This is a genomic window from Streptomyces sp. HM190 (assembly GCF_009857135.1).
Taxonomy (GTDB): Bacteria; Actinomycetota; Actinomycetes; order Streptomycetales; family Streptomycetaceae; genus Streptomyces; species Streptomyces heilongjiangensis.
This window is the reverse complement of record NZ_CP047318.1, coordinates 5,142,555-5,166,195: the sequence shown is the minus strand read 5'-3', so window position 1 is coordinate 5,166,195 and position 23,641 is coordinate 5,142,555. Positions and strand designations below refer to the sequence as shown.

Sequence of the window (23,641 nt, the reverse complement as noted above, 5' to 3'; positions counted from 1 at the left end):
CCACGTACAACGCGCAATCGGAGGAACGGCACATGCGCAGGACTAGGGCGGCCGTGGCGGCGACGGCCCTGACCGGGCTGCTGCTCGCCGGATGCGGATCGGACGGCAACAACGGTCCCGAGGCCGACGAAGACGACAAGAAGTCCGGTGAGAGCGTCTCCCTCGCAGAGTTCGCTGTACCCTCCGCGTACGACTCCACCAAGAGCTGGGACCACGAGATCGACTGGGGCACGGAAGACACCAGCGCGGACCCGGTGACGACGGATGGGGAGACGGTCGCGTACATCATCCAGTCCGGCGGCAGGTACGCGGTCCAAGCTCGCGACGCCGCCACGGGCGTCAAAGGCAGTCGGGCCTCCCAGGACATCGCGCCCGGGGCAGCCGACCCGGGGAAGACCTCCGTCGGCGGGTTTGTAAGCGGAACCTTCGCCGGGGTCGGCAGCGGCATGTTCCTTGCCACCTGGACGTCAGCAGACGGATCGGACACCCGGCTCTGGTCGGCCCACGACCTGAACAGCGGCCGGATGCTGGCCAGTACGGCATGCGGCGAGGAGGGCACGGACAACGTCACCGCTGCCGTGACCTCCCCCAACGGCAGCTATCTCGCGCTTGATTCCGTCGTCTTCGACGTCAAGGCGGGCAAGGGACTCTGCCTGGTCGGCGACGGCATCCGGCGGACCATCAACATCCGCGCCCTCGCGGACGACGGCAGCGTGTACGGCGAGATGGACGCCGACAACGGAGGCAAGTCCGCGATCGAGCTGAACGTGAACACCAACTCGCCCAAGGCCCCGGCCGAGGGGACACAGCTCCCGGCAGCGGTGCCGAAGGAGGGCGCGGTGTTCACCTTGCGGGAGAACGGCGCCGGTCCGCGGGTGTCGGTGCGCCCGGAGCGCCAGTGATGGATCGGGTGCGGGACTGACAACGGTGCCGAAGGCCGCTCCTGCGGCCCAGGCCTACACGACAAAGGAGTTGGCGATGCAGTGGACCGTCCACGGAGAACGCGCGATCCACGACACCTCCTGGGTACGCCTGCGCTCACTGGACGTCGAGCAGCCCGACGGCACCCGGACCGACTACCACGTGGTCAGGCTGCGAGACGTCGCAGTGACGGCCGCCGTCGACGACCAGCGACGCGTGCTGATGATGTGGCGCCATCGCTTCGTCACGGATACCTGGGCGTGGGAACTGCCCATGGGCCTGGTCGACGACGGTGAGCAGGCCCCGCAGGCGGCAGCACGGGAGCTGGAGGAGGAGACGGGCTGGCGGCCGCGGTCGCTGCGTGAGTTGGCATACGCGGAACCCGCGGCCGGCATCACCGACGCCCGCCACTTCGTGTTCCGCACGGATGACGCCGTACGGATCGGCACCCCGACCGAACGGAACGAATCGGACCGCCTGGAGTGGATTCCGCTTTCCCGGGTCGCCGGAATGATCGGCCGCCAGGAGATCGTCAGCAGTGCCACGCTGGTCGGCGTCATGGCACTGCTGCTGGACATCAACCCTGCGGCGGGCTGAAGCGATCGATGTCGGCGAGGATGGACCGCTTCCGCTCCAGCGCGCTTTCGATCCTCTCCCGGGTGAACCGGGTCGGGTCCTTGGCGTACAGCTCACGCCCGAGCCTCGAGGTGAACCGGTGCTCCGGAATCCGGTCCTCGCCTTCCGGGAGGAACTTGAGGACTTCCTCGAAGGCGGCGATCGCGTACGCCGTCTGCGGACGGATCTCGCGGTGCTCGGCGAGCGTCGTGTTCAGCAGGCGAAGCCCGGACTCGGTCGACGCTCGGTCACCGATCCACAGGAACTCGCCCGGATCAATGATGCTCGAGGGCTCGGCTCCGCCGAACGCCGGAGGCGCGGGCGGCAGTTCCTCGGACATGCGGAACTCAAACGTCCGTGTGCGGCCGCACTGGGGACACACGCCCTCGTACACCGCGACCAGGGCTCCGTCCTGGTCCTCCAGGCGGTGCTCCCTCTCGAACTCCTCCGCGCCGCAGACGCAGGCGTGGAGGTCCATGTAGAGGTGCGCTTCCTGCATCGAACGAGCGATCAACATGGCATGATCCTACGGGCATCAAGACGCCGGAGGGGGAGACGTCGGTGAGCCAGGACAACGATCCAAGGCGTCCTGAAGAGGTCGTCATCACAGCCACAGACGTCCTGGGTACCGGCTTCCGTGCCAGCAGCGGCACGCGCGCCCCGGAGGAACGCCTCCGGGCCGACGCCGAGGCCGCGCTCCCCACGGTGGTCCAGGCCCTGTACGCCGACCGGCTGCGCTCGCACGGGATCACCGAGGAGGGCGACCGGCGCTTCTTCACACTCAGTGACGAGCGCGGCAAGACGCTGACCATCCGTCTGGAGGCCGCGTCCCTGCCCGAGCGAACCGTGGCCCGCAGCTTCGTCAACACCACGTCCGACAACCATGTCGTGCAGATCTCGGACCGCATCGCACCCGAGCAGATCGGCCGTGCGCTGAGCCACGAGGTCAACGAACTGCTCTCCGTACGGGAACGGGCGGCCCGTGCCGAGGCCCCGGCCGCACAGGACATGCTGACCCGCCGCGCCGCGCTGCCGGCCAGGCCCGAGCTGTCCGATGAGGATCTGGGGCGGATCGGCGAGCTGAACTACCTCGCAGCCCGTATGTGCGACGGAACCCTCACTCCTGAGCAGCGCTCGGATGCCCGCGGCGAGCTCTCCCAGCTGATCGATCACACCGGCCTGCGCCCCAGTGCGCCGGCCGAGAACACTGCGGCCCGTGAGATCGAGCAGTACGCGGCCAGGATCCGGACCGACATCGTGGAACCGCACCTGACTCCGCAGGCGGTCGTCGCGCTGGGCGAACTCGGCAAGCCGGTCGAGCAACTCGGCGCGTCCGACGCCCAGGTCGTCCTGGACCACCGGGCACGCGTCGAGCAGGCCCGCACGAATCAGGCGCCCGTGGGCACGTCCCGGTCCTTCCCACTCCCAGGCCGGCGCCCCGACGGCACGCCCCTCACCCGCGAGGAGCTCGGTGCCGCACGGGACGAGGCGGCCCGGCAGCGAACCTCGGTCAGCGCTCAGACGCTGGACCAGCTCCGCGCGGAGGCCGCCTCCCTACCCCAGGGGCAGTATCCGCAGCGCCAGATCATGATCGGCGGTGGCGCCGCACTCGCTGGACGTGACCCCGACGCACTGCTCGTCGACTCGCGCGGACGATGGCACGTCGACCCGATCAAGGGCATCGTGCAGTCCGCGGACCAGGTGCGGCACCTCAGGGAAGTGGGGTGGAATCCCTACGAGTTCGGGGACCCCGAGGAGCGCGTCTCGCTGGCCGCCCTGCAACTCTGGGAAGACACCGCGGCCACGCGCGGTCCTCTGGTCGACGGACGCGCCACGCTGGCCCTCGACGACAAGGGCCGCCTGCTCGCCGAGATCACGCCGATGGACGGCACGCCACCCGTGAAGGTCGAGGTGGTGGGGACGCCGCTCGTGGCCACCGGTGTCCCGCCCGAGGTCGTTCCGGGGGTGGACCGCAAGACACCCACGGTGGCGGAGGCCACGGAGGTTCTCGACGGTCACCTCACTGCGGTAGGCACTCCCGAGGCGCTTCAGGCCCGTGACCGGCTGGCCGCGCTGCCCGCGGGGGAGGGCCGTGCGGCCGCGTCGTTGCAGGTTCTCGCCGATCCCCGGGTGGCCGAGGCACTGGAATCCGCGACCGATCCGAGGGTCGCCGGCGCCCGGACCACCCTGGATGCGGTCGCCAAATGGGAGGAAGCCAGTAACGCCGCACCGGGACGAGTCCTCCTGGGCGACGAGGTGGGGGACGGGACATACGACCCGACGGTCGCCGACAACTGGGTGATCGCCGGAATCGGTGGTGGGGCCATCGCCAATACGGAGATCATCCTGGAGGGCAACCCGAACGCCCGGGTGACCATGGTGGGAACGGCGGCGCCCTGGGTGCTGCACAACGACGCCCAGTATCTGGCGATGCGTCGGCAGTACGACGCCGAACTCGGCGGCAACGGACGGCTGGTCACCGTGGCCAACCAGCGACTGGGCGCCGTCGAGACGGTCCGGACACCGGAGGGCGGCGTACGGCTGAAGGCGCTCCACGTCGAGGGAGACGCGTATGTCGCCTGCCTCGGCCGAGTGGCACGGCTGCCCCAGGCTGCGGACACCCTCGACCGCTGGGCACGGCAGCAGGGCGGTCAGGTCCAGGGTGAACTGCTCTTCGACAAGAACGAGCAGTATCTCGGCTACCGACTCCACTTCCACGTCGACGACCGGAAGCACACGGTCGATGTGACCGGAGCCGCGTCCCGCATGCTGCCCGGCAACATCTTCAGCCAGCAAGACATGGCGAAGCTGGCCGTCATCGACCGCAAGACGGCCCCGCCGGAGAGCGGGAACGTGGCCGCCGGCTTCATGGCCACCGCCCTGCAAGCTGACAACATGGCCAAGCACCGGGCTGAGCAGATGACCGTGGGGCAGTCGGCCAAAGCACCTGGGGTCGCACCGGGCGCAGGGGGAAACCCGCTGTCGGCCACGGCCCGTCTCCAGTCCGCCCAGAGGCGATCCACGACGAACTCCCCCACCCGTCCGACACCGGGCACCACCACCCCCACCCCCACCCAGCCGCCGCGCATCCCGCGCCCGCCACAGCAAGGAGGCGGCGGGGGCACACACAAGCGATGAGTCACGCGTGAACTGGTGCCCTGGACCAACGGACGGAGAACCGGGAAGAGAGTGATCGCGGCTGACGAACCCGCCGTGGACGAGCGGCGGCGGGTGCTGATGATATGGCGGCACCGTTTTCGTCACGGACACCTGGGGCTGGGAGCTGCCCATGGGGCTGGTGGAGGACAGGGAACGGCCCGAGGCGGCAGTGGCACGGGAGTTGGAAGAGGAGACGGGGCTGGCGCCCCGGGTCGCAGCGCGCACTGGTCCACGCGTAGCAGATCCCCGCGATGATCGGCCACCGGGAGATCGTCAGCGGCGTCATGGCGCTCCTCCTGGACCTGCCGACCCCCGACACCGCCGCAGGCTCATGAGCACAGACACGCTCGGTCCCCTTGCCCTCCTCGGCCGTGGCGCCGTTCGCACGTTTTCCGTACGCCGCTGCCGAGGCCGAGCGACCGGCCCCACCGGTCCCCACCGGCCCACGATCGCCTCGCGGTTGCCCGGCGGCGACACCACCGCCTCACCGCGCCTCACCGCGCCTCACCGCGCCTCACCGCGCCTCCGGCGGAGCGTCTACGCGGTGATGTCCCGCGAGGTGAACCGTGCCCAGGCCGCCGAGCCGAACACCGCCGCGTACAGGGCCTGGAGGCCGAGGTTGCGCTGGAGGTCGTCCCAGTAGACCGGCTCGCGCATGAGGTCGGCGAAGGACAGCCAGTAGTGGGAGAAGAAGTACGGGTGGAGGGCGTCGAGCTGCGGGATCTGGTCGAGGATCTGGACGGTGATGAGCAGCCCGACCGTGGTCGCCATCGCGGCGATGCCGCTGTTCGTGAGGGTCGAGACGAAGAGTCCCAGCGCGGCGATCCCGAGCAGCGACGCGGCCACCGCCAACGCGATCAGCAGCGCGCGGAGGAGTCCCTCGCCGAAGCCGATGCGTGTCCCGGAGATCGTCGTCACCTCGCCGAGGGGGAACAGCAGCGCTCCGACGGCCAGCGCGGACGCCGCCACGACCAGGGTCGCGACCAGGCAGAACGTCATCACCGTGGCGTACTTGGTGAGCAGCAGCCGGGTGCGGCCGGCGGGCGCGACCAGCAGATAGCGGAGGGTGCCCCCGTTGGCCTCCCCGGCGATCGCGTCCCCCGCGACGACACCGACCGCCATCGGCAGGAAGAAGGGCAGGGTCACGGCCAGTGCCGTGAACACCAGGAACAGCCCGTTGTTGGTGATCTGCGCGATGAACGCCGGGCCCTCGCCGCCACCGCCACCTCCGCCCGGACCGCCGCCCGCCGACGACCCGTCGCCGGTCTCGATCCTCACGGCGATCCCGACGAGCACCGGCACGGCCGCGAGCACGGCGAGCAGCGCGAGGGTCCGCCACCGCCGGAAGGTGGTGAGCAGCTCGCTGCGGAACAGCCCGGAGGTCCACAGCCGGCTCGGCGCGCCGCCCGCCCCCACGGCCCTCGGAACGGCCGCGACAGCCGCTGCGGCCCCACCGTCGGCGGTGTCCCTGTGCTCAGCCCGCGACATCGAAGCCCTCCCCCGTCAGTGCCAGGAACGCGTCCTCCAGGGAGGCGCGTTCGACGCCGAAGCCGCGTACCCGGACGCCCGCGGTGACCAGCGCCGCGTTCAGTTCGGCGAGGTCGCGGTCCGGTGGTTCCCCGGTCACCCGGTCCTCCGTCACCACGACGTCACCGACCCCCTGCTCCTTGAGCACCCGGGCGGCGTCCGCCGGGTCGGGGGTCGTGACGACGAGCCGGCCCCGGGCCCCGGTGGCCAGTTCGGCGACCGGGCCCTGGGTGATCAGCCGGCCCCGCGCCATCACGGCGGCGTGCGTGCACACCTGCTCGATCTCGTCGAGCAGATGGGAGGAGAGGAAGACGGTGGTGCCGTCGGACGCAAGCGCGCGGACCAGGGTGCGGATCTCCCGCATGCCCTGCGGGTCGAGCCCGTTGGTCGGCTCGTCGAGGACGAGGAGGCGGCGCGGCCGCAGCAGCGCCGCCGCGAGGCCCAGCCGCTGCTTCATGCCCAGCGAGTACGCCTTCGCCTTCTTGCCGGCGGCTGCCGTGAGCCCGACCCGGTCCAGTGCGGCCCCGACGCGTGCGTGCCGGGTGCGGGGGTCGGCGGTCGGGTCGGCGGCGTCGTACCGGAGGAGGTTGTCGCGGCCGGAGAAGAACCCGTACAGCGCGGGCCCCTCGATGAGGGCGCCGACCTCGGGCAGGACGGTGCGGGCGGATCGCGGCATGGGCCTGCCGAGGACCTCGGCGGTACCGGAGGTCGGCTCGATCAGGCCCATGAGCATGCGGATGGTGGTGGTCTTGCCCGAGCCGTTGGGACCGAGGAAGCCGAAGACGCTGCCCGCGGGGACGGTCAGGTCGAGACCGTCCACGGCGAGCTGCCCGCCGCGGTAGCGCTTGGTGAGCGCGCGCGTGGAGATCACCGCCGCACCGGCGCCCGCCCTCGCACCGACGCCGTCCGAGCCCGGGTCCGGGTCCGCGCCCGGGTGCGGGTCCGGTGCGGCGGCGGACTGTTCCTGCATGGCTCCCTCATTCACGTCACGTACGGGCGTACGCCGTACGACCGCACACCCGTTCGGACGCACGGCGTACGGCGTACGGGCCTACCGGTCGGCGTCGGCCGCCTTCACGAGCGCGTCCTTGGTGACGGCGCCCGCGTACACCTTGCCGTCGTCGGTGAACAGGACGTTGATCAGGCGGGTCTTGAAGACCGTACCGGAGCCGAAGTCGCCCTTGACCTGGTCGCCCAGGGAGTTCAGGAACCCGTCGACGCGGCTGTCACCCAACGACTCGGAGCCGCCGGTGGGCATGCCGCCCTCGGCCCCGCTGTCGATCACGGCGATGGCGCTCCAGCCCTTGCCGACGGTCTTCAGCCCGGCCCCGGCTTCGCCCCCGGCCGCGCCCGTGCCGAAGTCCGCACCGAAGTCCTTGCCGAGGTCCGCACCGAAGTCCTCGCCGAACTCCTTGCCGAAGTCCTCGCCGAACTCGTCGGCCTTGTCGCCGCGGTGGCCGGACTTCTCCACCTCGTCGGCCTCGGTGACCTTCGCGCCCTTCGGCGGGGTGAAGTCGAAGGTGGAGGCGCTGGGCTTGCCGAAGTCGACCTGGGTGAAGCCGGCGTCCACGACGGCCGAGCCGCCGCTCGCCGGGGTCAGCGTGAACTTCAGGGGCAGCCCCGTCTTCGCGTCGACGGCGATGGAGATCGCGCCGACCGTCGAGCCGGACTGCCTGGGCGCGATCACCAGCTTGTACGCGTCGCGCCCGGCGACCTGCGCGGTCCCGTCGACGGTCACGGACGTGGTGTCGTCGACGGCCTTCAGGGCCTCCTCGGCCAGCTGCCGCGGCGTGGCGGGCACGTCCTCGCGGCCCTTCCCGTCCTTGCCGCCCTTGCCCTCCTCTCCGGCGCCGGTCGCGTGGTACACCTCGTTCGAGGCGCTGTCGTACGCCCACACCTCGTCGCCGTTGTGGATGAGGCTGTACTCCGAGGTCTTGTCCAGCAGGGACAGCTTCTGCTTGTCCGGGCCGTCGGTGGCGATCCGCAACGTGTGGGTGCCGGAGGCGAGTTCGAGCAGCTTGGAGGACGGGTCGGCGGAGGAGCCGGCACCGCCGGAGGAACCCTGCGCACCCAGGGTGTCGGCGAGGCCGCCCAGGTCGGGCAGGCCGAGATCCGTGGTGACCTTCACCGTTCCGGACACGCGCTGTACGTCCGAGGCGGCGATCTTCTCGATGAGTTCCTGCGCGCTGATCTTCGGCAGATCGGGATCACCGGAGCCGGCGAAGGCCGGGACGAGACCGATGGTCGCCGCCGCCACGCCCAGCACGGTGGCCGGGACGACGTACCGCGCGGCCTTGCGGCGTCGCGCCGAACGCATCTCCTCGGCCTCGGCCGCGAGCACGGCCGCGTCACCGGCGCGGGCGCTGTCGTCGGATTCGTACGGTGCCATGTGTGCCTTACCTCCGTCGTCGGCGGCGGCTTCCACTGAGAGCCGCCATTCTCACCCGAATCGGTGAGGAGTGGTGATACCCATCTGACCAAATCGGCGGAGGGGAATCGTCAGACTCGGGGCTCAACTCGACGTACTGCTACGGGATGACACGGCAACTGCGACGGGATGACGGCACCCGGGGAAACCCGTAGGGGACGGACAACCGCAGGAGCGAGGGAGAAACCGGAGGACCCAGGTACAACCGGAGGCCCGGGAGGGAGCCCGAGGACCGGGAAGCGGCCCGAGGACCGAGAGGAAGCCAGCGGGCCGAGAGGGAGCCAGCGGGCCGAGAGGTGGAGCCGACGGACCGGGGCCCTGGAGCCGGGGCCCTAACCGGCCCGGTCCCTAACCGGCCCGGTGCACCACCGCGTCGCACAGCTCGACCAGGGCCTCCTTGGCTCCGCACTGCGGCAGGGGTGCCAGGACCGCCCGCGCCTCCTCCGCGTACCGCACGGTGTCCCGGCGGGCCTGTTCGAGCGCGGGGTGCACCCGGAGACGGGCCAGGGCCTCGGCGTGACGCGCGTCGTCGGTGAGGTCGGAGTCGAGCAGTTCGCACAGGGCGAGGTCGTCGGGCTCGCCGAGCCGGCCCGCCCGCTCGCGGAGCCGCAGCACCGGCATGGTCGGCACGCCCTCGCGGAGGTCCGTACCGGGGGTCTTGCCGGACTCGTGGGAGTCGGAGGCGATGTCGAGGACGTCGTCGGCGAGCTGGAACGCGACGCCGAGCCGCTCCCCGTACTGGGTGAGCACGTCGACCACGGTCTCGTCGGCGCCGGCCATCAGCGCTCCGAGCCGTCCGGCGACGGCGACCAGCGAGCCGGTCTTGCCGCCGAGCACGTCGAGGTAGTGGTCGATGGGGTCGCGGCCGTCGCGGGGCCCGGCGGTTTCCAGGATCTGCCCGGTGACCAGCCGCTCGAACGCCTCGGCCTGGATGCGGACGGCGTCGGGGCCGAGGTCGGCAAGGACGTGGGAGGCACGGGCGAAGAGGAAGTCGCCGGTCAGGACGGCCAGGGAGTTGCCCCACCGCGCGTTGGCGCTGGGCACGCCCCGGCGGACCTCGGCCTCGTCCATGACGTCGTCGTGGTACAGCGTGGCCAGATGCGTCAGCTCGACCACGACGGCCGACGGGACGACCCCGGGCGCGTACGGGTCGCCGAACTGGGCGGCGAGCATCACGAGCAGCGGACGGAACCGCTTCCCGCCCGCGCGCAGCAGATGCTGGGCGGCCTCCTGGATGAAGGGGACCTCGCTCTTGGTGGCCTCCAGCAGACCCTCCTCGACGGCAGCCAATCCGGCCTGGACATCGGCTTCGAGAGCCTGGTCCCGCGCGCTCAGCCCGAACGGCTCGACGACGGTCACGAGGGTTCTCCTGTCTGCTGACGTCTGCTGACGATCACACGGTCGGTCTAGGTCGGTCTCACGGTCGATGACACAGTTTGTCGATCTGTCGCTGCCATCACCCGAGTCAGCGTATCCGGTCACCTTTCGATCACCACGAGCGCCCACGGGTTCGACCCGCACAACACGGACGGGCGCCCGAAATATTCCCGATCATGGGATATGTGCAGATATTCGTCGGCACGCGCGCCACGGCAGTGACACTCCAGCCGGACACCCGCCCGGGTACCCACTCGGACACCCACCCGGGTACCCACTCGGACACCCACCCGGGTACCCACTCGGACACCGATCCGGACACCCACCCGGACACCCCTTCACCACCCACCCGAGCCCCTGGCTCCCACGCGGCCAGCACCCCGATCGACCCCACCCTCCGGTGACCGAAATGCACCCCTGTGCACCACTCTCGCCCCACCCCGCACATCACCCCAAACCGGCCTTTCAGGCAACCCGAGTTGACCGTTTTGCGCGTTACCCGCACTTCACCCCACTCCTCCCGTGAGTTGAGTCACGCGGACCCCGTGTCACACTCCGTCACCCCCTCCCCGGTTTCCCTTTGCAGTAGGCAAGTTGAGATGCGCAAAGCGCGCGAACCCGACGCCCATTTCGGGCAAACTCAAGGTCAACTACACCCATATGCGGATTCGGGGCTTGTTCCTCTCGTGTGCTCTCGCATACGTTCACTCCCCGTCCGGACGGACCGCCGAATCCTGCCGCCGCCCGGACTCCCACACCCGACCACTCGACCACGCACGGCAGGAGCGGGGGACCCAGGTAAGCCGCCGGTCCGGCATTCCCCACCGGACCGGCTCGGGGTGAAGCCACGCACGGACCACCGGCGCGCGCCGCACGCACAGCGCACGCCGGCTGGCCGAGTACGGCCGGGCACCTCCAGCCCGAACCCGACAGCTCACCTCGCAGGCGACGGAGAGGAATCAGTCATGCCCGGACGAGGCAAGCACCACCGTTCCAGAACCAGCGCGCTCAGCCGTGCCGTCATCGCCGCCGGCACGGGCGGGGTCGCCCTCGTACTGCCGCTCACCGCGGTCGGCACCGCAAGCGCCGCCCAGCCGACCCAGGCCGCCGCCTCCGTGCAGTCGGCCGCGCGGACCGCGCAGGCCGTCGTCCCGAAGTCCGTCACCTACACCGTCGTCTCCGGAGACACCCTGTCCTCGATCGCGCGGAAGCACGGTGTCAGCGGTGGCTGGCAACAGCTCTACAAGGACAACCGCAAGACCGTCGGCGACGACCCGCAACTGATCCGCCCGGGCCTGAAGCTGAAGCTCAAGGCGACGAAGACGACCGCGGCGCCGAAGAAGCCGGCGGTCACGAGCAAGCCGGCCGGCACGGTGGCCCAGGCCACGCCGGCGTCCGTCAAGACGTACGCGAACAACCTCGACGGCTGGATCCGGGAGTCGCTGGACATCATGGCGCGCAACGGGATCCCCGGCTCGTACGACGGCATCCACCGCAACATCATGCGGGAGTCCTCCGGCAACCCCCAGGCCATCAACAACTGGGACTCCAACGCCGCCGCGGGCACCCCGTCGAAGGGCCTGCTCCAGGTCATCGACCCGACCTTCGCCGCGTACCACGTGCCCGGCACCGCCTACGACCCGTTCGACCCGGTCGCGAACATCACGGCGGCGTGCAACTACGCCGCCGCGCGGTACGGCTCGATCGACAACGTCTTCGGCGCGTACTGATCCCGCCGGGCCCTCGGGCCGGTCCGTTCCCTGTCCGTTCCCCCCGGGTCCCCGGCCCGGGGGGAACGGGCGTTCAGGCGAACAGCCGCTCAAGCACCACCGCGATCCCGTCGTCCTCGTTCGACAGGGTCACCTCGTCGGCGACGGCCTTGAGTTCGGGGTGGGCGTTGGCCATGGCGACCCCGTGCGCGGCCCAGTCGAACATGGGGATGTCGTTGGGCATGTCCCCGAAGGCGATGGTCTCGCCCGGCGTGAGGCCGAGGTGTTCGGCGGCCAGGGCGAGACCGGTGGCCTTGGTGATGCCGCACGGCTGGAGTTCGACGGTGCCGGGCCCCGACATGGTGACCGTCGCCAGCGAACCGACCGCCGTGCGCGCCGCCGAGGCCAACTCGTCGTCCGACAGGTACGGGTGGCGCAGCAGCACCTTGCTGATGGGCTCGCACCACAGGTCGTCCCGGCGCGGTACGCGCAGGGCGGGCAGCGTGGGGTGCGGCATGAGGTAGCCGGGCTCGATCAGGGTGAGGCCGTCGACGCCGTCCTGGTCGACGGCGGCGTACACCTGGCCGACCTCCGCCTCGATCTTGCCGAGCGCGGTCTCGGCTAGCTCCCGGTCGAGGGTGACCGACCAGAGCATCCGGTCCGCGCCGGGGTCGTACAACTGCGCGCCCTGGCCGCACACCGCGAGCCCCCTGTTGCCGAGGTCGTCGAAGAGGGGGCGCACTCTCGGCGCCGGCCGTCCCGTCACCACGAGGTGCTGAGCACCGGCCTCCGTGGCCTGCGCCAATGCGGCGAGGGACCGATCGGAGAGCGTGTCGTCACTGCGCAGGAGCGTTCCGTCCAGGTCAGTGGCGATGAGTGAATATGCGGTGGGAGCGGCCATGATCAGAGAATACGGATGCCGACCCCCATCGGTTCGCCCGGAACCAGCCGACGTCAACTCCCCTTGTCCGAACCCGTGTTCATCGCCGGGGGCGCCGACGGCGCCCGAACGAGGGGCACGCAGGACACCGCGCGCCCGACCCCTTCGCGCCCGCACCGGCTCGCCCCCGCAGCGCACGCGCCCGCCCGCCCCCGCCGACCCCGAGGCCGTCCCCGTGTCGGCGTGATCCGGGCGGCGCTCCCAGCGAAAGGAGCGTCGTCTGCCCGGAGGGCAGGCCCGGCGGCGTCCGGTGCGTGCGATCGCACGGCGGAGGGTCGCCCCGATACCGCTGGTACCGCGACGATCCCGACAAAGCGGCGAGCGTGCGTGCCGGACGCCGCCGGGCAGACGGGACTTTCGAAACACGCTCTAGCCGTGCGCGCCCGCGAGATGCCGGGCCAGCCGGGGCGAGGCGAACTCCGTCCCGCACACGAACCGCATCACCGGCCCGTACGAGGCGGCCGCCGGCAGCCCCGTGAAGTACAGCCCCGGAATCGACGACCGGAATCCGGCCCCCAGCACCGGCGTCCCCCGGCTCACCTCCAGCCTGGTCCGCAGTTCGTGGCCGAGGAAGCCCATCGCCCCGAGGTCCACCCGGTACCCGGTCGCCGCCACGACGTGGTCGGCGGCCATCTCCTCCGTGCGCCCGTCGTGCCCCCGCACCACGAGCCGTGGCCCTCCGTCGATGACGCCGCCGCGCACCACCCGGTCGACCTCCCGCACCTCGACGTGCCCCTCGAAGCGCTCGCGCAGCCACCACGCCCCGAGTGGCCCGAGCACCCGGCGGACCAGGTGGTGGCGGACCCCGGCGGGCAGGTACCGGTACGGGTGCGGGTAGTAGCTGAGCGCCCACAGCGACCAGGCACGCCCGAACGGCGACTCCGGCCGCAGCCGCGGCTGCCGCCACGGCGGCGCCCCGAACGCCACCGCGCCCCGGCCCCGCGCGACCACCCGCACCCGGGCCCCCGCCTCGGCGGCCAGGACGGCCGTCTCCAGCGCGGACTGCCCGGCCCCCACGACGATCAGTTCCTTGCCGGCGAACCGTCCGAGGTCGTGGTGCTGGGAGCTGTGGGAGACCGGCCCGCCGGGGGTGGGCCCGTCGCCGGCCGCCCCCGCCAGCTCGGCCGGCACGTGCGCGAGCCCGAACAGTCCGCTGGCCACGACGACGGCCCGCGCGGTGAAGGACTCCCCCGAGTCCAGCTTCAGTTCGAAGCCGCCGCCCCCACCGCGGTCCACGGAGACGACCCGCACCCGCTCCAGCTCGGGCACCAGCCGCTGCTGGAACCACTCGCCGTAGGAGACGAAGGTCTCCACCGGGATGATGTCCTCGTCCGTGACCAGCCGACGGACGCCCGCCGCGTCGCAGTAGTCGCGCAGGGTGTTGCCGCGCTGCGGCGCGTCGATGCTGGACGCGGCCGGTGTCGACTTCAGGAGCATCCCGGCGGGCATGCTGTCCCGCCAGCTGACCATGGGTTCGCCGAAGACGCGGACCGCGATGCCGTGCGCCCGCAGATGGGCGGCGGTGGACAGACCGAACGGCCCGGCGCCGATGACTGCTACCGGTTGGATCACGAAGTCCCTCCCCAGGACGCGATGTGCCTGCTTCGTGCACTGCCTAGCCGTGGAGCCCGAAGCGGTCGCCCCCGCCGACCCACCGGCCCCGACCCCCCTGGCGCGACCGGCGGAACCGAGTGGACCGGCGGAACCGGCCGGACCGCCCCGACCGCCCGGCCCGGCCGGCCCCACTGACCCCGCTGGCCTCTCCAGCCCGGTTGGCCCGGTTGGCCCGGTTGGCCCGCCACAGTTGGTAGAGGTGCTTCGCGCCCGGTCGCACGAAGCGCGCGAGCATCGTGAGGAACGGCATCGGGTCGTCACCCGCGAGCCACGCCAGCTCCGTACCGTTCGCGCGGGCGGGCGCGTGCGGGGTGGTGTACCCGCTGCGCCGGTAGGCGAGCAGGGCCGGCAGGTCGATGTTCTCCACGATGTACCGCCGCCCGGCGAGCTGTTCCCCCTCCGGCACCGGACGTCCGGTCAGATCCAGGTGCAGGGCGCGTACGACGTCGATTCCCGCCTCGTTCTCGAAGATCCGGAACTGCGCGCCCATCCGCGGGTTGAAGTCGAGCAGTTTGTACAGCCCGTCCCTGCGGTCGAAGCGCAGATCCAGGTCGATGACGCCACTGAAGCCGATCTGCTTGATGAACCGTGCCGCGATGTCCGCCAGTTCCGGGTTGTCGACGATGTAGGCGTTCGCCGTCATCCCCGCGTGCGGCGGCCACGAGCGCACCTTCACCCCGGTGAACAGGGCGAGCGGTGCGGAGTCCGCGTCGAAGTAGGCGTGCACGATCCAGTCCTCGGCGTCCTCCCGGGGCAGGTACTCCTGGAGGATCACCCCGGGCCGCCCGCCCCATCCGCGGGCGAGCCGCAGCAGCGCCTCGGGGCTCTCGATCCGGGTCGTCCCGTTGACGGCGGGCTGCCGGCGCCGTTCGAACGCCTCCCGGTTCTTGGCCACCACCGGGAAACGGGCCCGTGCCGCGAACCGCTCGACCTCGTCGTACGACTGCGGGAAGGCGGCGGTCGGACTGGCGACGCCGTGCTCGACGCACAGCTCGTGCAGCCCCTGCTTGCTGGCGAGGCGGCGCGGCAGCTTGGCGTCGACGCGCGGGAACAGGAACACCGGCCCCAGCGCGTCCTGGTGCTCGGCGATCAGCACCGCGGCCTCCTCGTCGGTCGGCACGAGCACGGTCGGCCGTCCGATCTCCCGCCCGATCCTGAGCAGCCCCTCGACCAGACGTTCGGGCTCCTCGGTCCCGGTGGTGGGCCAGACGAACGCCCGCCGCAGGTACCGCGAGAGGGCGGCCGGTGTGCAACGGTCCTCGGTGATCGCGTACATGGGCACCCCGAGCCGCCCCAGACTGCGGATCGCCCCGACACCACCGTGGTGCAGCGGATAGTCACCGAACTTGACGATGAGCCCGGGAACATCCCGATCCACCGGGATCGGCGCACGCCCGGCGCCCCTGGCCACGGGTCCCCCCACGTGTCCCCCTCACCGGACCCGGACCCACCCCGTCCGTGCCCCCAGAGGACGCTAAGCCGGAATCATCCACTCCGACCCTCCCCTATCAGGACATTGCGAACTCTTTAGACACTCCCCGTTCCCGTCATCGCCCCGTAACGTGTGCCGCGACCAGACGGAACGCCGGCACGCACGAGAGCGAGGCAGCACCCCATGCCCCCCTTCGACGTCCCCGAAGGCCACCCCTTCGGTCCGCACAACCTCCCTTACGGCGTCTTCTCCCTCTCGGACTCCGACACCCGCTCCGTCGGGGTCCGCCTGGGCGACCACGTCCTCGACGCGGCGGGGGCGGCCCGTGCCCTGGGCTCCCCGTACGCCGCCCTCCTCGCCCACACGACCCTCAACCCCCTGCTCGCGGCGGGCCGCACCGCCTGGTCGGACGTCCGCCGGGCCCTCACCGCCTGGGTGACCGTCCCCTCCCACCGCGAGACGATCAGCCCCTTCTTCCACCCCCTCGACTCCGTCACGCTGCACCTCCCCTTCGAGGTGGCCGACTACGTCGACTTCTACGCCTCGGAGAACCACGCCCGGAACGTCGGCCAGATCTTCCGCCCCGACTCCCCGGACCCCCTGACCCCCAACTGGAAGCACCTGCCGATCGGCTACCACGGCCGGTCCGGCACGGTCGTCGTCTCCGGCACCGACGTGGTGCGCCCCTCCGGCCAGCGCAAGGCGCCCGCGGACCCGGCGCCCGTCTACGGCCCCTCGGTCCGTCTCGACATCGAGGCGGAGGTCGGCTTCGTCGTGGGGACGCCCACCCGCATGGGCCACCCGGTCCCCCTCTCCGGGTTCCGGGACCACGTCTTCGGCGTGACCCTCCTCAACGACTGGTCGGCCCGTGACCTCCAGGCCTGGGAGTACGTGCCGCTGGGCCCCTTCCTCGGCAAGTCCTTCGCCACCTCGGTCTCACCGTGGATCACCCCTCTGGACGCCCTCGACGAGGCCCGCGTGGCCCCGCCGTCCCGGACCCACGACCTCCTTCCCTACCTCGACGACTCCGCCGAGGACCCCGGCGGCTACGACCTGCGCATCTCGGTCGCCGTGAACGGCCACGTGGTCGCGGAGCCCCCCTTCTCCACCATGTACTGGACCGCCGCCCAGCAACTGGCCCACATGACGGTCAACGGGGCCTCCCTGCGCACCGGCGACCTCTACGGCTCCGGCACGGTCAGCGGCCCCGCCGCCGACCAGCGGGGCTCCCTCCTCGAACTCACCTGGAACGGCCGCGACCCCCTGGACCTCCCCACCGGCAAGCGCACCTTCCTGGAGGACGGCGACGAGGTGACCCTCACAGCCTGGGCCCCCGGCGCGAACGGCACGAGGATCGCGCTGGGCGAGGTGACGGGCAGAATCGTCCCGTCACCGCAGTAGGGACAGCGTCCCGGCCGGCGGGGCCCTCTCGATCCTCCGGGCCCGCCGGCGGCGGACCACGACGGGCACAAGGGGCCACGCCCGCCCTGGCTAGGCCCAGTCGTCGTCGGGTTCAGGCTCGTCCTCGGGCCAGTCGTAGAAGCTGTCCGCGTCCCCGGCGCCCCCGTCACGCGCAGGGCCCGCCGACCTTCCGGAGCCCGCCGCCGCGGGGGCCGAGGCTCCGGAAGCCGCCCCTCCCGAAGCCCTCGAAGCCCCCGGATCCGCCGAGTCCGCCATCGCCGTGGATTCCGTCCCCGCGGCCTCCGCCGCCGGTGTCTCCTGGGACGCCGCGCCGCCGAGTGAGGCGAGCACCCCGAGGACGCCCTCCCCGTACGTGGCCAGCTTCTTCTCGCCGATGCCGCTGATCGTGCCGAGTTCGGCCACGGACGTGGGTCCCATCGAGGCGATCTCCCGGAGCGTGGCATCGTGGAAGATCACATACGCCGGTACGCCCTGTTCGCGGGCCTGCTCGGCGCGCCACGCCCGCAGCGCCTCGAAGACCGGCTGCAGTTCCTCCGGCAGTTCCACGACGGCCGCCCTGGCCTTCCGCTCGCCACGCCCGGAGCCCGACGAACCCGACGCCGACGCCGACCGCGAGGTCACCGGCTTCTTCGGCTCCTTGCGCAGGGCCACCTCCCGCTCCCGCCGCAGCACCTCCCCACTGGCCTCGGTGAGCACCAGCGTGCCGTACTCCCCCTCCACCGCGAGCAGGCCCTGCGCGAGCAACTGCCGTACGACGCCGCGCCATTCGCCCTCGGACAGCTCCGCGCCGATGCCGAAGACGGACAGCTGGTCGTGGTCGAACTGGATGACCTTCGCGGTCCGCCGCCCCAGCAGGATGTCGACGATCTGCACGGCCCCGAACTTCTGCCCGCGCTCCCGCTGCAACCGCACCACCGTGGAGAGCACCTTCTGCGCCGCGACCGTGCCGTCCCAGGTCTCCGGCGGGACGAGGCAGGTGTCGCAGTTGCCGCAGCCGCCGGGGGTCGGTTCCTGGCCGAAGTAGCGCAGGAGCTGTCCGCGTCGGCACTGGGCCGTCTCGCACAGCGCCAGCATGGCGTCGAGGTGGGCGGCGGCCCGGCGGCGGAACGCCTCGTCGCCCTCCGAACCCTGGATGAGCTTGCGCTGCTGTATGACGTCGTTCAGTCCGTATGCCATCCATGCCGTGGACGGCAGCCCGTCACGGCCGGCGCGGCCGGTCTCCTGGTAGTAGCCCTCGACCGACTTCGGCAGGTCCAGGTGGGCGACGAACCGTACGTCGGGCTTGTCGATGCCCATGCCGAAGGCGATCGTGGCGACGACCACGAGCCCTTCCTCGCGCAGGAACCGCGACTGGTGCGCCGCGCGGGTGCCCGCGTCGAGACCGGCGTGGTACGGCACGGCCTGGATGCCGTTGCCGCTGAGGAACTCGGCCGTCCGCTCGACCGAGTTGCGGGACAGGCAGTAGACGATGCCGGCGTCGCCCGGGTGCTCCTGCCGCAGGAAGGACAGCAGCTGCTTCTTCGGGTCGGCCTTGGGCACGATCCGGTACTGGATGTTGGGCCGGTCGAAGCTGGCCTCGAAGTGCCGCGCCTGCGGCATGGCGAGCCGCTCGGTGATCTCCCGGTGCGTGGCGCGGGTCGCGGTGGCCGTGAGCGCGATGCGGGGAACGTCGGGCCAGCGCTGCCCCAGCAGCGACAGGTTCAGGTAGTCGGGCCGGAAGTCGTGTCCCCACTGGGAGACGCAGTGCGCCTCGTCGATCGCGAAGACGGAGATCTTGCCGCGGGCGAGGAGGTCGAGGGTGGCGTCGAGGCGCAGCCGCTCCGGGGCGAGGTAGAGCAGGTCCAGCTCGCCGGCGAGGAACTGGGCCTCGACGACGCGCCGCTCGTCGAAGTCCTGCGTGGAGTTGATGAACCCCGCCTGCACGCCGAGCGCCCGCAGCGCGTCCACCTGGTCCTGCATCAGCGCGATCAGCGGGGAGATCACGATGCCCGTGCCCGGACGGACGAGGGCCGGGATCTGGTAGCAGAGGGACTTGCCGCCGCCGGTCGGCATGAGGACGACGGCGTCGCCGCCCGCCACCACGTGGTCGATGACCGCTTCCTGCTCGCCCCGGAAGGCGTCGTAGCCGAAGACGCGGTGCAGCACGGCCAGCGCCTCGCTCTCCGCCGGCCGCCCCGTGCCCGGGCCCGCCGTCGGCGTCCCGCCGCCGTCCGGCCGTGGGGTGGCCGGGGCGGACTCGCCGTCCTCCGGTTCTGCCGCCGCCGTCGTCCTGCCCTCGTCCGCCATCACACTCGTCCCGCCCGTCCCGATCATCGTCCGTCCCCCGTGCCTGCGTGCCCCGTGCTCCGCGCCCTGGTGACGCGCCCTGTGTACCGCGCCTTGTGTTCCGCGCCGTCCGCGTTTCCTCCAGCCCCTGCCACGATAGGCGCCCGCACCGACAGCCTCAGAGTTATCCACAGGCTCCACCCGTCGGAGATCTCGGCCGGTGGCCGTGCCTCAGCCCATCGGACGCCCCGCATGGCAGGCGCCCGGGGGCCGGGCGATGCTGACGCGGGAGGGGGGCCCGCCACCCCACGCCCCGGGCGCCGCCCCCGCGCGCCCCCTTCTCCCCCGCAAGGAGCTCCGCGACATGTCCCCGTTGAAGGCCGCCCGCGCCCTCGCCCTGGCCACCGCCGTCATGTGCACCGCGGCCCCCGCGCACGCCGACTCCCTGTACGGCCCCTCGCCGGGCACCTGGCACGGACTGGGCGAGACCTACCTCGCGACGTCGACGTACGCGTACGAGCCGTTCCCCGCCCGCGACGGGTACGAGGGCGCCGAGGAGTGCGCCGTCCTGCCCGGCGAGGGCGGTATGGGCTACCACTACGTCAACCCGGACAACATCGACTCGCTCGAACCCTCCGAGCCCGCCGCGCTGCTGTACGAGCAGAAGGACGGCAGGCGCGGGCTGGTCGCGGTGGAGTGGATCGTCCGGGACACCGGCCAGGCCCGCCCGATGTTGTTCGGCAGGCAGTTCGGCGGCCCGTTCACCGACGTCCCCGGTCTGCCGAAGCACTACGCGCTGCACGCCTGGCTGTACAAGGAGAACCCGAAGGGTGTCTTCCACCCCTGGAACCCCGAGGTGCGGTGCCCCATCGACAGGCCGAGGCCCACACCCTGACCCGGCACCGCAGCCCGCGCCGCGCACACGAAAGGGACCCGGCCCCAGGGGGCCGGGTCCCTTCGTCCCGTCGCCGCCGAGCTGAGCGTCAGCGCACGAACACTCCCGCCTGGCTCGCCAGATCCAGGAAGTACTGCGGTGCCACACCCAGGACGAGCGTGACGGCCACGCCGACCCCGATCGCGGTCATGGTCAGCGGTGACGGCACGGCGACCGTCGGGCCCTCGGGGCGCGGCTCGCTGAAGAACATGAGCACGATGACGCGGATGTAGAAGAACGCGGCGATCGCCGAGGAGATCACACCGACCACGACGATCGCGCCGGCGCCGCCCTCCGCGGCGGCCTTGAACACGGCGAACTTGCCCGCGAACCCGGAGGTCAGCGGGATGCCCGCGAAAGCCAGCAGGAACACCGCGAACACGGCCGCGACCAGCGGTGACCTCCGTCCCAGCCCGGCCCACTTGGAGAGGTGGGTCGCCTCGCCGCCCGCGTCCCGCACGAGCGTGACCACGGCGAACGCGCCGATCGTCACGAACGAGTAGGCGCCCAGGTAGAACAGCACCGAGGAGACGCCGTCCGGCGTGGTCGCGATGACACCGGCGAGGATGAAGCCCGCGTGCGCGATCGACGAGTACGCGAGCAGGCGCTTGATGTCGGTCTGGGTGATCGCGACGATCGCGCCGCCCAGCATGGTGACGATGGCGACGGCCCACATGACCGGCCGCCAGTCCCAGCGCAGACCGGGCAGGACGACGTACAGGAGCCTGAGGAGCGCGCCGAACGCCGCCACCTTCGTGGCCGCGGCCATGAAGCCGGTGACCGGGGTGGGGGCGCCCTGGTACACGTCGGGCGTCCACATGTGGAACGGCACCGCGCCGACCTTGAACAGCAGGCCCATGACGACCATGGCGGCGCCGATGAGGAGCAGCGCGTCGTTGCCCATGGTGCCGGCGAGAGCCGGGGTGACCTCGCCGACGGTGCCGTCGACGACCCGGGCGATGGTGCCGTACCGCACGGAGCCCGCGTAGCCGTACAGCAGGGCGATGCCGAAGAGGGTGAACGCGGAGGCGAAGGCGCCGAGGAGGAAGTACTTGACCGCGGCCTCCTGCGACATGAGCCGCTTGCGGCGGGCCACGGCGCACAGCAGGTACAGCGGGAGCGAGAACACTTCCAGGGCGATGAACAGGGTCAGCAGGTCGTTCGCCGCGGGGAAGATCAGCATCCCGCCGACGGCGAACAGCAGCAGCGGGAACACCTCGGTGGTGGTGAAGCCCGCCTTGACGGCGGCCTTCTCGCTGTCGCTGCCGGGGACGGACGCGGCCTGTGCGGCGAAGGAGTCGACGCGGTTGCCGTGGGCCGCGGGGTCCAGTCGCCGTTCGGCGAAGGTGAACACGCCGAGGATGCCGGCGAGGAGGATCGTGCCCTGCAGGAACAGGGCCGGTCCGTCGACGGCGACGGCGCCCATCGCGACGATGCCCGACTTGGTCGTGGCGTATCCGCCCGCCGCGAGCGCGATCACCGCGGCGAAGGCGGCGGCGAGCGCGACCACGGACAGGAAGACCTGGGCGTGGTAGCGGGTCCTGCGGGGGACGAACGCCTCGACCAGCACGCCGAGGATGGCCGCCCCGATGACGATCAGGGTGGGCGACAGTTGCCCGTATTCGATGTCCGGCGCGCCGATCTTGTCGATCGGCTCGGCCGCCGTTGTCCACAGGCTGTGGACGGCTGATGCGCTCACTTGGCCGCCTCCACCTCGGGCTGGGGGTCCTTCTTCTCCACGTCGGACAAGGTCTGCTTGACCGCCGGGTTGACGATGTCGGTGACGGGCTTCGGGTAGACGCCCAGGAAGATCAGCAGGACGATCAGCGGGGCGACCACGACGAGTTCCCGCACCCGCAGATCGGCCATGCCCTCGACCTCGGCCTTCACCGGGCCCGTCATCGTCCGCTGGTAGAGGACGAGGGTGTAGAGCGCGGCGAGGACGATGCCGAAGGTGGCGATGATCCCGACGACCGGGTAGCGGGCGAACGTGCCGACCAGGACCAGGAACTCACTGACGAACGGGGCGAGCCCCGGCAGCGACAGGGTGGCGAGGCCACCGATCAGGAAGGTGCCGGCGAGCACCGGGGCGACCTTCTGGACACCGCCGTAGTCGGCGATGAGCCGCGATCCGCGCCGGGAGATCAGGAACCCGGCGACCAGCATGAGGGCCGCGGTGGAGATGCCGTGGTTGACCATGTAGAGCGTCGCGCCCGACTGGCCCTGGCTGGTCATCGCGAAGATGCCCAGGACGATGAACCCGAAGTGGGAGATCGACGCGTAGGCGACCAGCCGCTTGATGTCGCGCTGGCCGACCGCGAGCAGCGCCCCGTAGATGATGCTGATGAGGGCGAGGACGAGGATCGCGGGCGTCGCCCAGGTGCTGGCCTCCGGGAACAGCTGGAGGCAGAAGCGGAGCATCGCGAAGGTGCCGACCTTGTCGACGACCGCCGTGATCAGGACGGCGACCGGGGCCGTCGACTCCTGCATGGCGTTGGGCAGCCAGGTGTGCAGCGGCCACAGCGGGGCCTTCACCGCGAAGGCGAAGAAGAACCCGAGGAACAGCCACCGCTCGGTGTTGGTCGCCATGTCCAGGGTGCCGTTGGCGCGGGCCTCGGCGATCTGGGTGAGGGAGAAGTTCCCGGCGACGACGTACAGGCCGATGACCGCGGCCAGCATGATCAGGCCGCCGACCAGGTTGTAGAGGAGGAACTTCACCGCGGCGTACGACCGCTGGGTGGACGCCGCCTCCTCGCCCCGCGCCGCGGTGGCGGCAGATCGGTACGAGCCGTGGGCCCGGTCCCCGAAGCCGCCGATGAGGAAGTACATCGGGATGAGCATGGCTTCGAAGAAGATGTAGAAGAGGAAGACGTCGGTGGCCTCGAAGGAGATGATCACCATCGCCTCGACGGCCAGAATGAGAGCGAAGTAGCCCTGAGTCGGTCGCCACCGCTTGCTCCCTGTCTCCACGGGGTCGGCGTCGTGCCAGCCCGCGAGGATGATGAACGGGATCAGCAGCGCGGTGAGCGCGATCATCGCGACGGCGATGCCGTCGACGCCCAGTTCGTAGCGGACCCCGAAGTCCTTGATCCAGGCGTGGGACTCGGTGAGCTGGTAGCGGTCGCCGCCGGGGTCGAAGCGGACCACGACGACCGCGGCGAGCACCAGGGTGGCCAGCGAGACGATCAGCGCCAGCCATTTCGCGGCGGCCCTCCGGGCGGCCGGTACGGCGGCCGTGGCGATCGCACCCAGGGCCGGGAGCACCGCCGTCGCTGTCAGCAGAGGAAAGGACATCGGT

At 71.4% G+C, this 23,641-nt stretch carries 17 protein-coding genes and 1 pseudogene; 7 read left to right on the top strand and 11 right to left on the bottom strand.

Going from position 1 to position 23,641, the window contains the following annotated elements:
* Positions 1 to 32 precede the first annotated feature (32 nt).
* Both GSY65_RS22055 and GSY65_RS22050 read left to right on the top strand, forming a co-directional pair.
* On the top strand, positions 33 to 902 hold the full coding sequence (locus tag GSY65_RS22055; RefSeq protein WP_159771544.1) for a hypothetical protein: 870 nt from the start codon (positions 33 to 35) through the stop codon (positions 900 to 902).
* Between the two features lie 76 nt (positions 903 to 978).
* Complete coding sequence (locus GSY65_RS22050; RefSeq protein ID WP_159771541.1) at positions 979 to 1,518, top strand: NUDIX hydrolase; 540 nt, start codon at positions 979 to 981, stop codon at positions 1,516 to 1,518.
* Here GSY65_RS22050 and GSY65_RS22045 read toward each other — a convergent pair.
* Positions 1,499 to 2,053 (bottom strand): hypothetical protein, encoded by a 555-nt coding sequence (locus tag GSY65_RS22045; protein WP_159771538.1) that lies wholly within the window; start codon positions 2,051 to 2,053, stop codon positions 1,499 to 1,501. The two genes, GSY65_RS22050 and GSY65_RS22045, sit on opposite strands and share 20 nt — an antisense overlap.
* Before the next feature lie 44 nt (positions 2,054 to 2,097).
* Between GSY65_RS22045 and GSY65_RS22040 the strand changes: the two genes are divergently transcribed.
* Both GSY65_RS22040 and GSY65_RS34750 read left to right on the top strand, forming a co-directional pair.
* Complete coding sequence (locus GSY65_RS22040) at positions 2,098 to 4,674, top strand: hypothetical protein (protein WP_159771535.1); 2,577 nt, start codon at positions 2,098 to 2,100, stop codon at positions 4,672 to 4,674.
* A 15-nt stretch (positions 4,675 to 4,689) separates the two neighbouring features.
* Positions 4,690 to 4,925 (top strand): annotated as a pseudogene (locus GSY65_RS34750) (NUDIX domain-containing protein); the annotation flags it as partial.
* 307 nt (positions 4,926 to 5,232) lie between these two features.
* Here the strand turns inward: GSY65_RS34750 and GSY65_RS22030 are convergent.
* The 4 genes from GSY65_RS22030 to GSY65_RS22010 all read right to left on the bottom strand — a co-directional run bounded on the left by GSY65_RS22030 (position 5,233) and on the right by GSY65_RS22010 (position 10,009).
* The gene (locus tag GSY65_RS22030) at positions 5,233 to 6,183 is read right to left on the bottom strand and encodes an ABC transporter permease (RefSeq protein ID WP_236579966.1); all 951 of its coding nucleotides are present in this window, start codon (positions 6,181 to 6,183) and stop codon (positions 5,233 to 5,235) included.
* Positions 6,170 to 7,192: an ABC transporter ATP-binding protein gene (locus tag GSY65_RS22025; protein ID WP_159771532.1), complete on the bottom strand. Its 1,023-nt coding sequence runs from the start codon at positions 7,190 to 7,192 to the stop codon at positions 6,170 to 6,172. The genes GSY65_RS22030 and GSY65_RS22025 overlap by 14 nt, the downstream gene beginning before the upstream one ends.
* A gap of 81 nt (positions 7,193 to 7,273) precedes the next feature.
* Entirely contained in the window at positions 7,274 to 8,611 is a 1,338-nt protein-coding gene (locus tag GSY65_RS22020; RefSeq protein ID WP_201452624.1) for a LolA family protein, read from the bottom strand.
* A gap of 387 nt (positions 8,612 to 8,998) precedes the next feature.
* Positions 8,999 to 10,009 carry a polyprenyl synthetase family protein gene (locus tag GSY65_RS22010; RefSeq protein WP_055520257.1) on the bottom strand — a complete coding sequence of 337 codons (1,011 nt, stop codon included), beginning with the start codon at positions 10,007 to 10,009 and terminating at the stop codon, positions 8,999 to 9,001.
* A gap of 983 nt (positions 10,010 to 10,992) precedes the next feature.
* On the opposite strand from GSY65_RS22010, the gene GSY65_RS22005 reads away from it, so the two are divergent.
* Entirely contained in the window at positions 10,993 to 11,757 is a 765-nt protein-coding gene (locus GSY65_RS22005) for a transglycosylase SLT domain-containing protein (protein ID WP_159771523.1), read from the top strand.
* A gap of 73 nt (positions 11,758 to 11,830) precedes the next feature.
* Here the strand turns inward: GSY65_RS22005 and GSY65_RS22000 are convergent, their stop codons facing one another.
* The 3 genes from GSY65_RS22000 to GSY65_RS21990 all read right to left on the bottom strand — a co-directional run bounded on the left by GSY65_RS22000 (position 11,831) and on the right by GSY65_RS21990 (position 15,674).
* On the bottom strand, positions 11,831 to 12,637 hold the full coding sequence (locus GSY65_RS22000) for an HAD family hydrolase (protein ID WP_159771520.1): 807 nt from the start codon (positions 12,635 to 12,637) through the stop codon (positions 11,831 to 11,833).
* A gap of 408 nt (positions 12,638 to 13,045) precedes the next feature.
* Positions 13,046 to 14,248 (bottom strand): FAD-dependent oxidoreductase, encoded by a 1,203-nt coding sequence (locus GSY65_RS21995; protein WP_159771517.1) that lies wholly within the window; start codon positions 14,246 to 14,248, stop codon positions 13,046 to 13,048.
* 43 nt (positions 14,249 to 14,291) lie between these two features.
* Entirely contained in the window at positions 14,292 to 15,674 is a 1,383-nt protein-coding gene (locus GSY65_RS21990; RefSeq protein ID WP_443043302.1) for a carboxylate--amine ligase, read from the bottom strand.
* Between the two features lie 231 nt (positions 15,675 to 15,905).
* Between GSY65_RS21990 and fahA the strand changes: the two genes are divergently transcribed.
* A complete protein-coding gene (gene fahA / locus GSY65_RS21985; RefSeq protein ID WP_159771514.1) occupies positions 15,906 to 17,123 on the top strand; it encodes a fumarylacetoacetase in 1,218 nt (405 codons plus the stop codon).
* A 90-nt stretch (positions 17,124 to 17,213) separates the two neighbouring features.
* Here the strand turns inward: fahA and recQ are convergent, their stop codons facing one another.
* Positions 17,214 to 19,457 (bottom strand): DNA helicase RecQ, encoded by a 2,244-nt coding sequence (gene recQ / locus GSY65_RS21980; protein WP_236579962.1) that lies wholly within the window; start codon positions 19,455 to 19,457, stop codon positions 17,214 to 17,216.
* 316 nt (positions 19,458 to 19,773) lie between these two features.
* Here recQ and GSY65_RS21975 point away from each other — a divergent pair, with 316 nt between their 5' ends.
* A complete protein-coding gene (locus GSY65_RS21975; RefSeq protein WP_159771511.1) occupies positions 19,774 to 20,304 on the top strand; it encodes a hypothetical protein in 531 nt (176 codons plus the stop codon).
* A gap of 88 nt (positions 20,305 to 20,392) precedes the next feature.
* Here the strand turns inward: GSY65_RS21975 and nuoN are convergent, their stop codons facing one another.
* On the bottom strand, positions 20,393 to 22,042 hold the full coding sequence (gene nuoN, locus GSY65_RS21970; protein ID WP_159771508.1) for an NADH-quinone oxidoreductase subunit NuoN: 1,650 nt from the start codon (positions 22,040 to 22,042) through the stop codon (positions 20,393 to 20,395).
* Positions 22,039 to 23,637: an NADH-quinone oxidoreductase subunit M gene (locus GSY65_RS21965; protein ID WP_159771505.1), complete on the bottom strand. Its 1,599-nt coding sequence runs from the start codon at positions 23,635 to 23,637 to the stop codon at positions 22,039 to 22,041. The genes nuoN and GSY65_RS21965 overlap by 4 nt, the downstream gene beginning before the upstream one ends.
* Between the last annotated feature and the right edge of the window lie 4 nt (positions 23,638 to 23,641).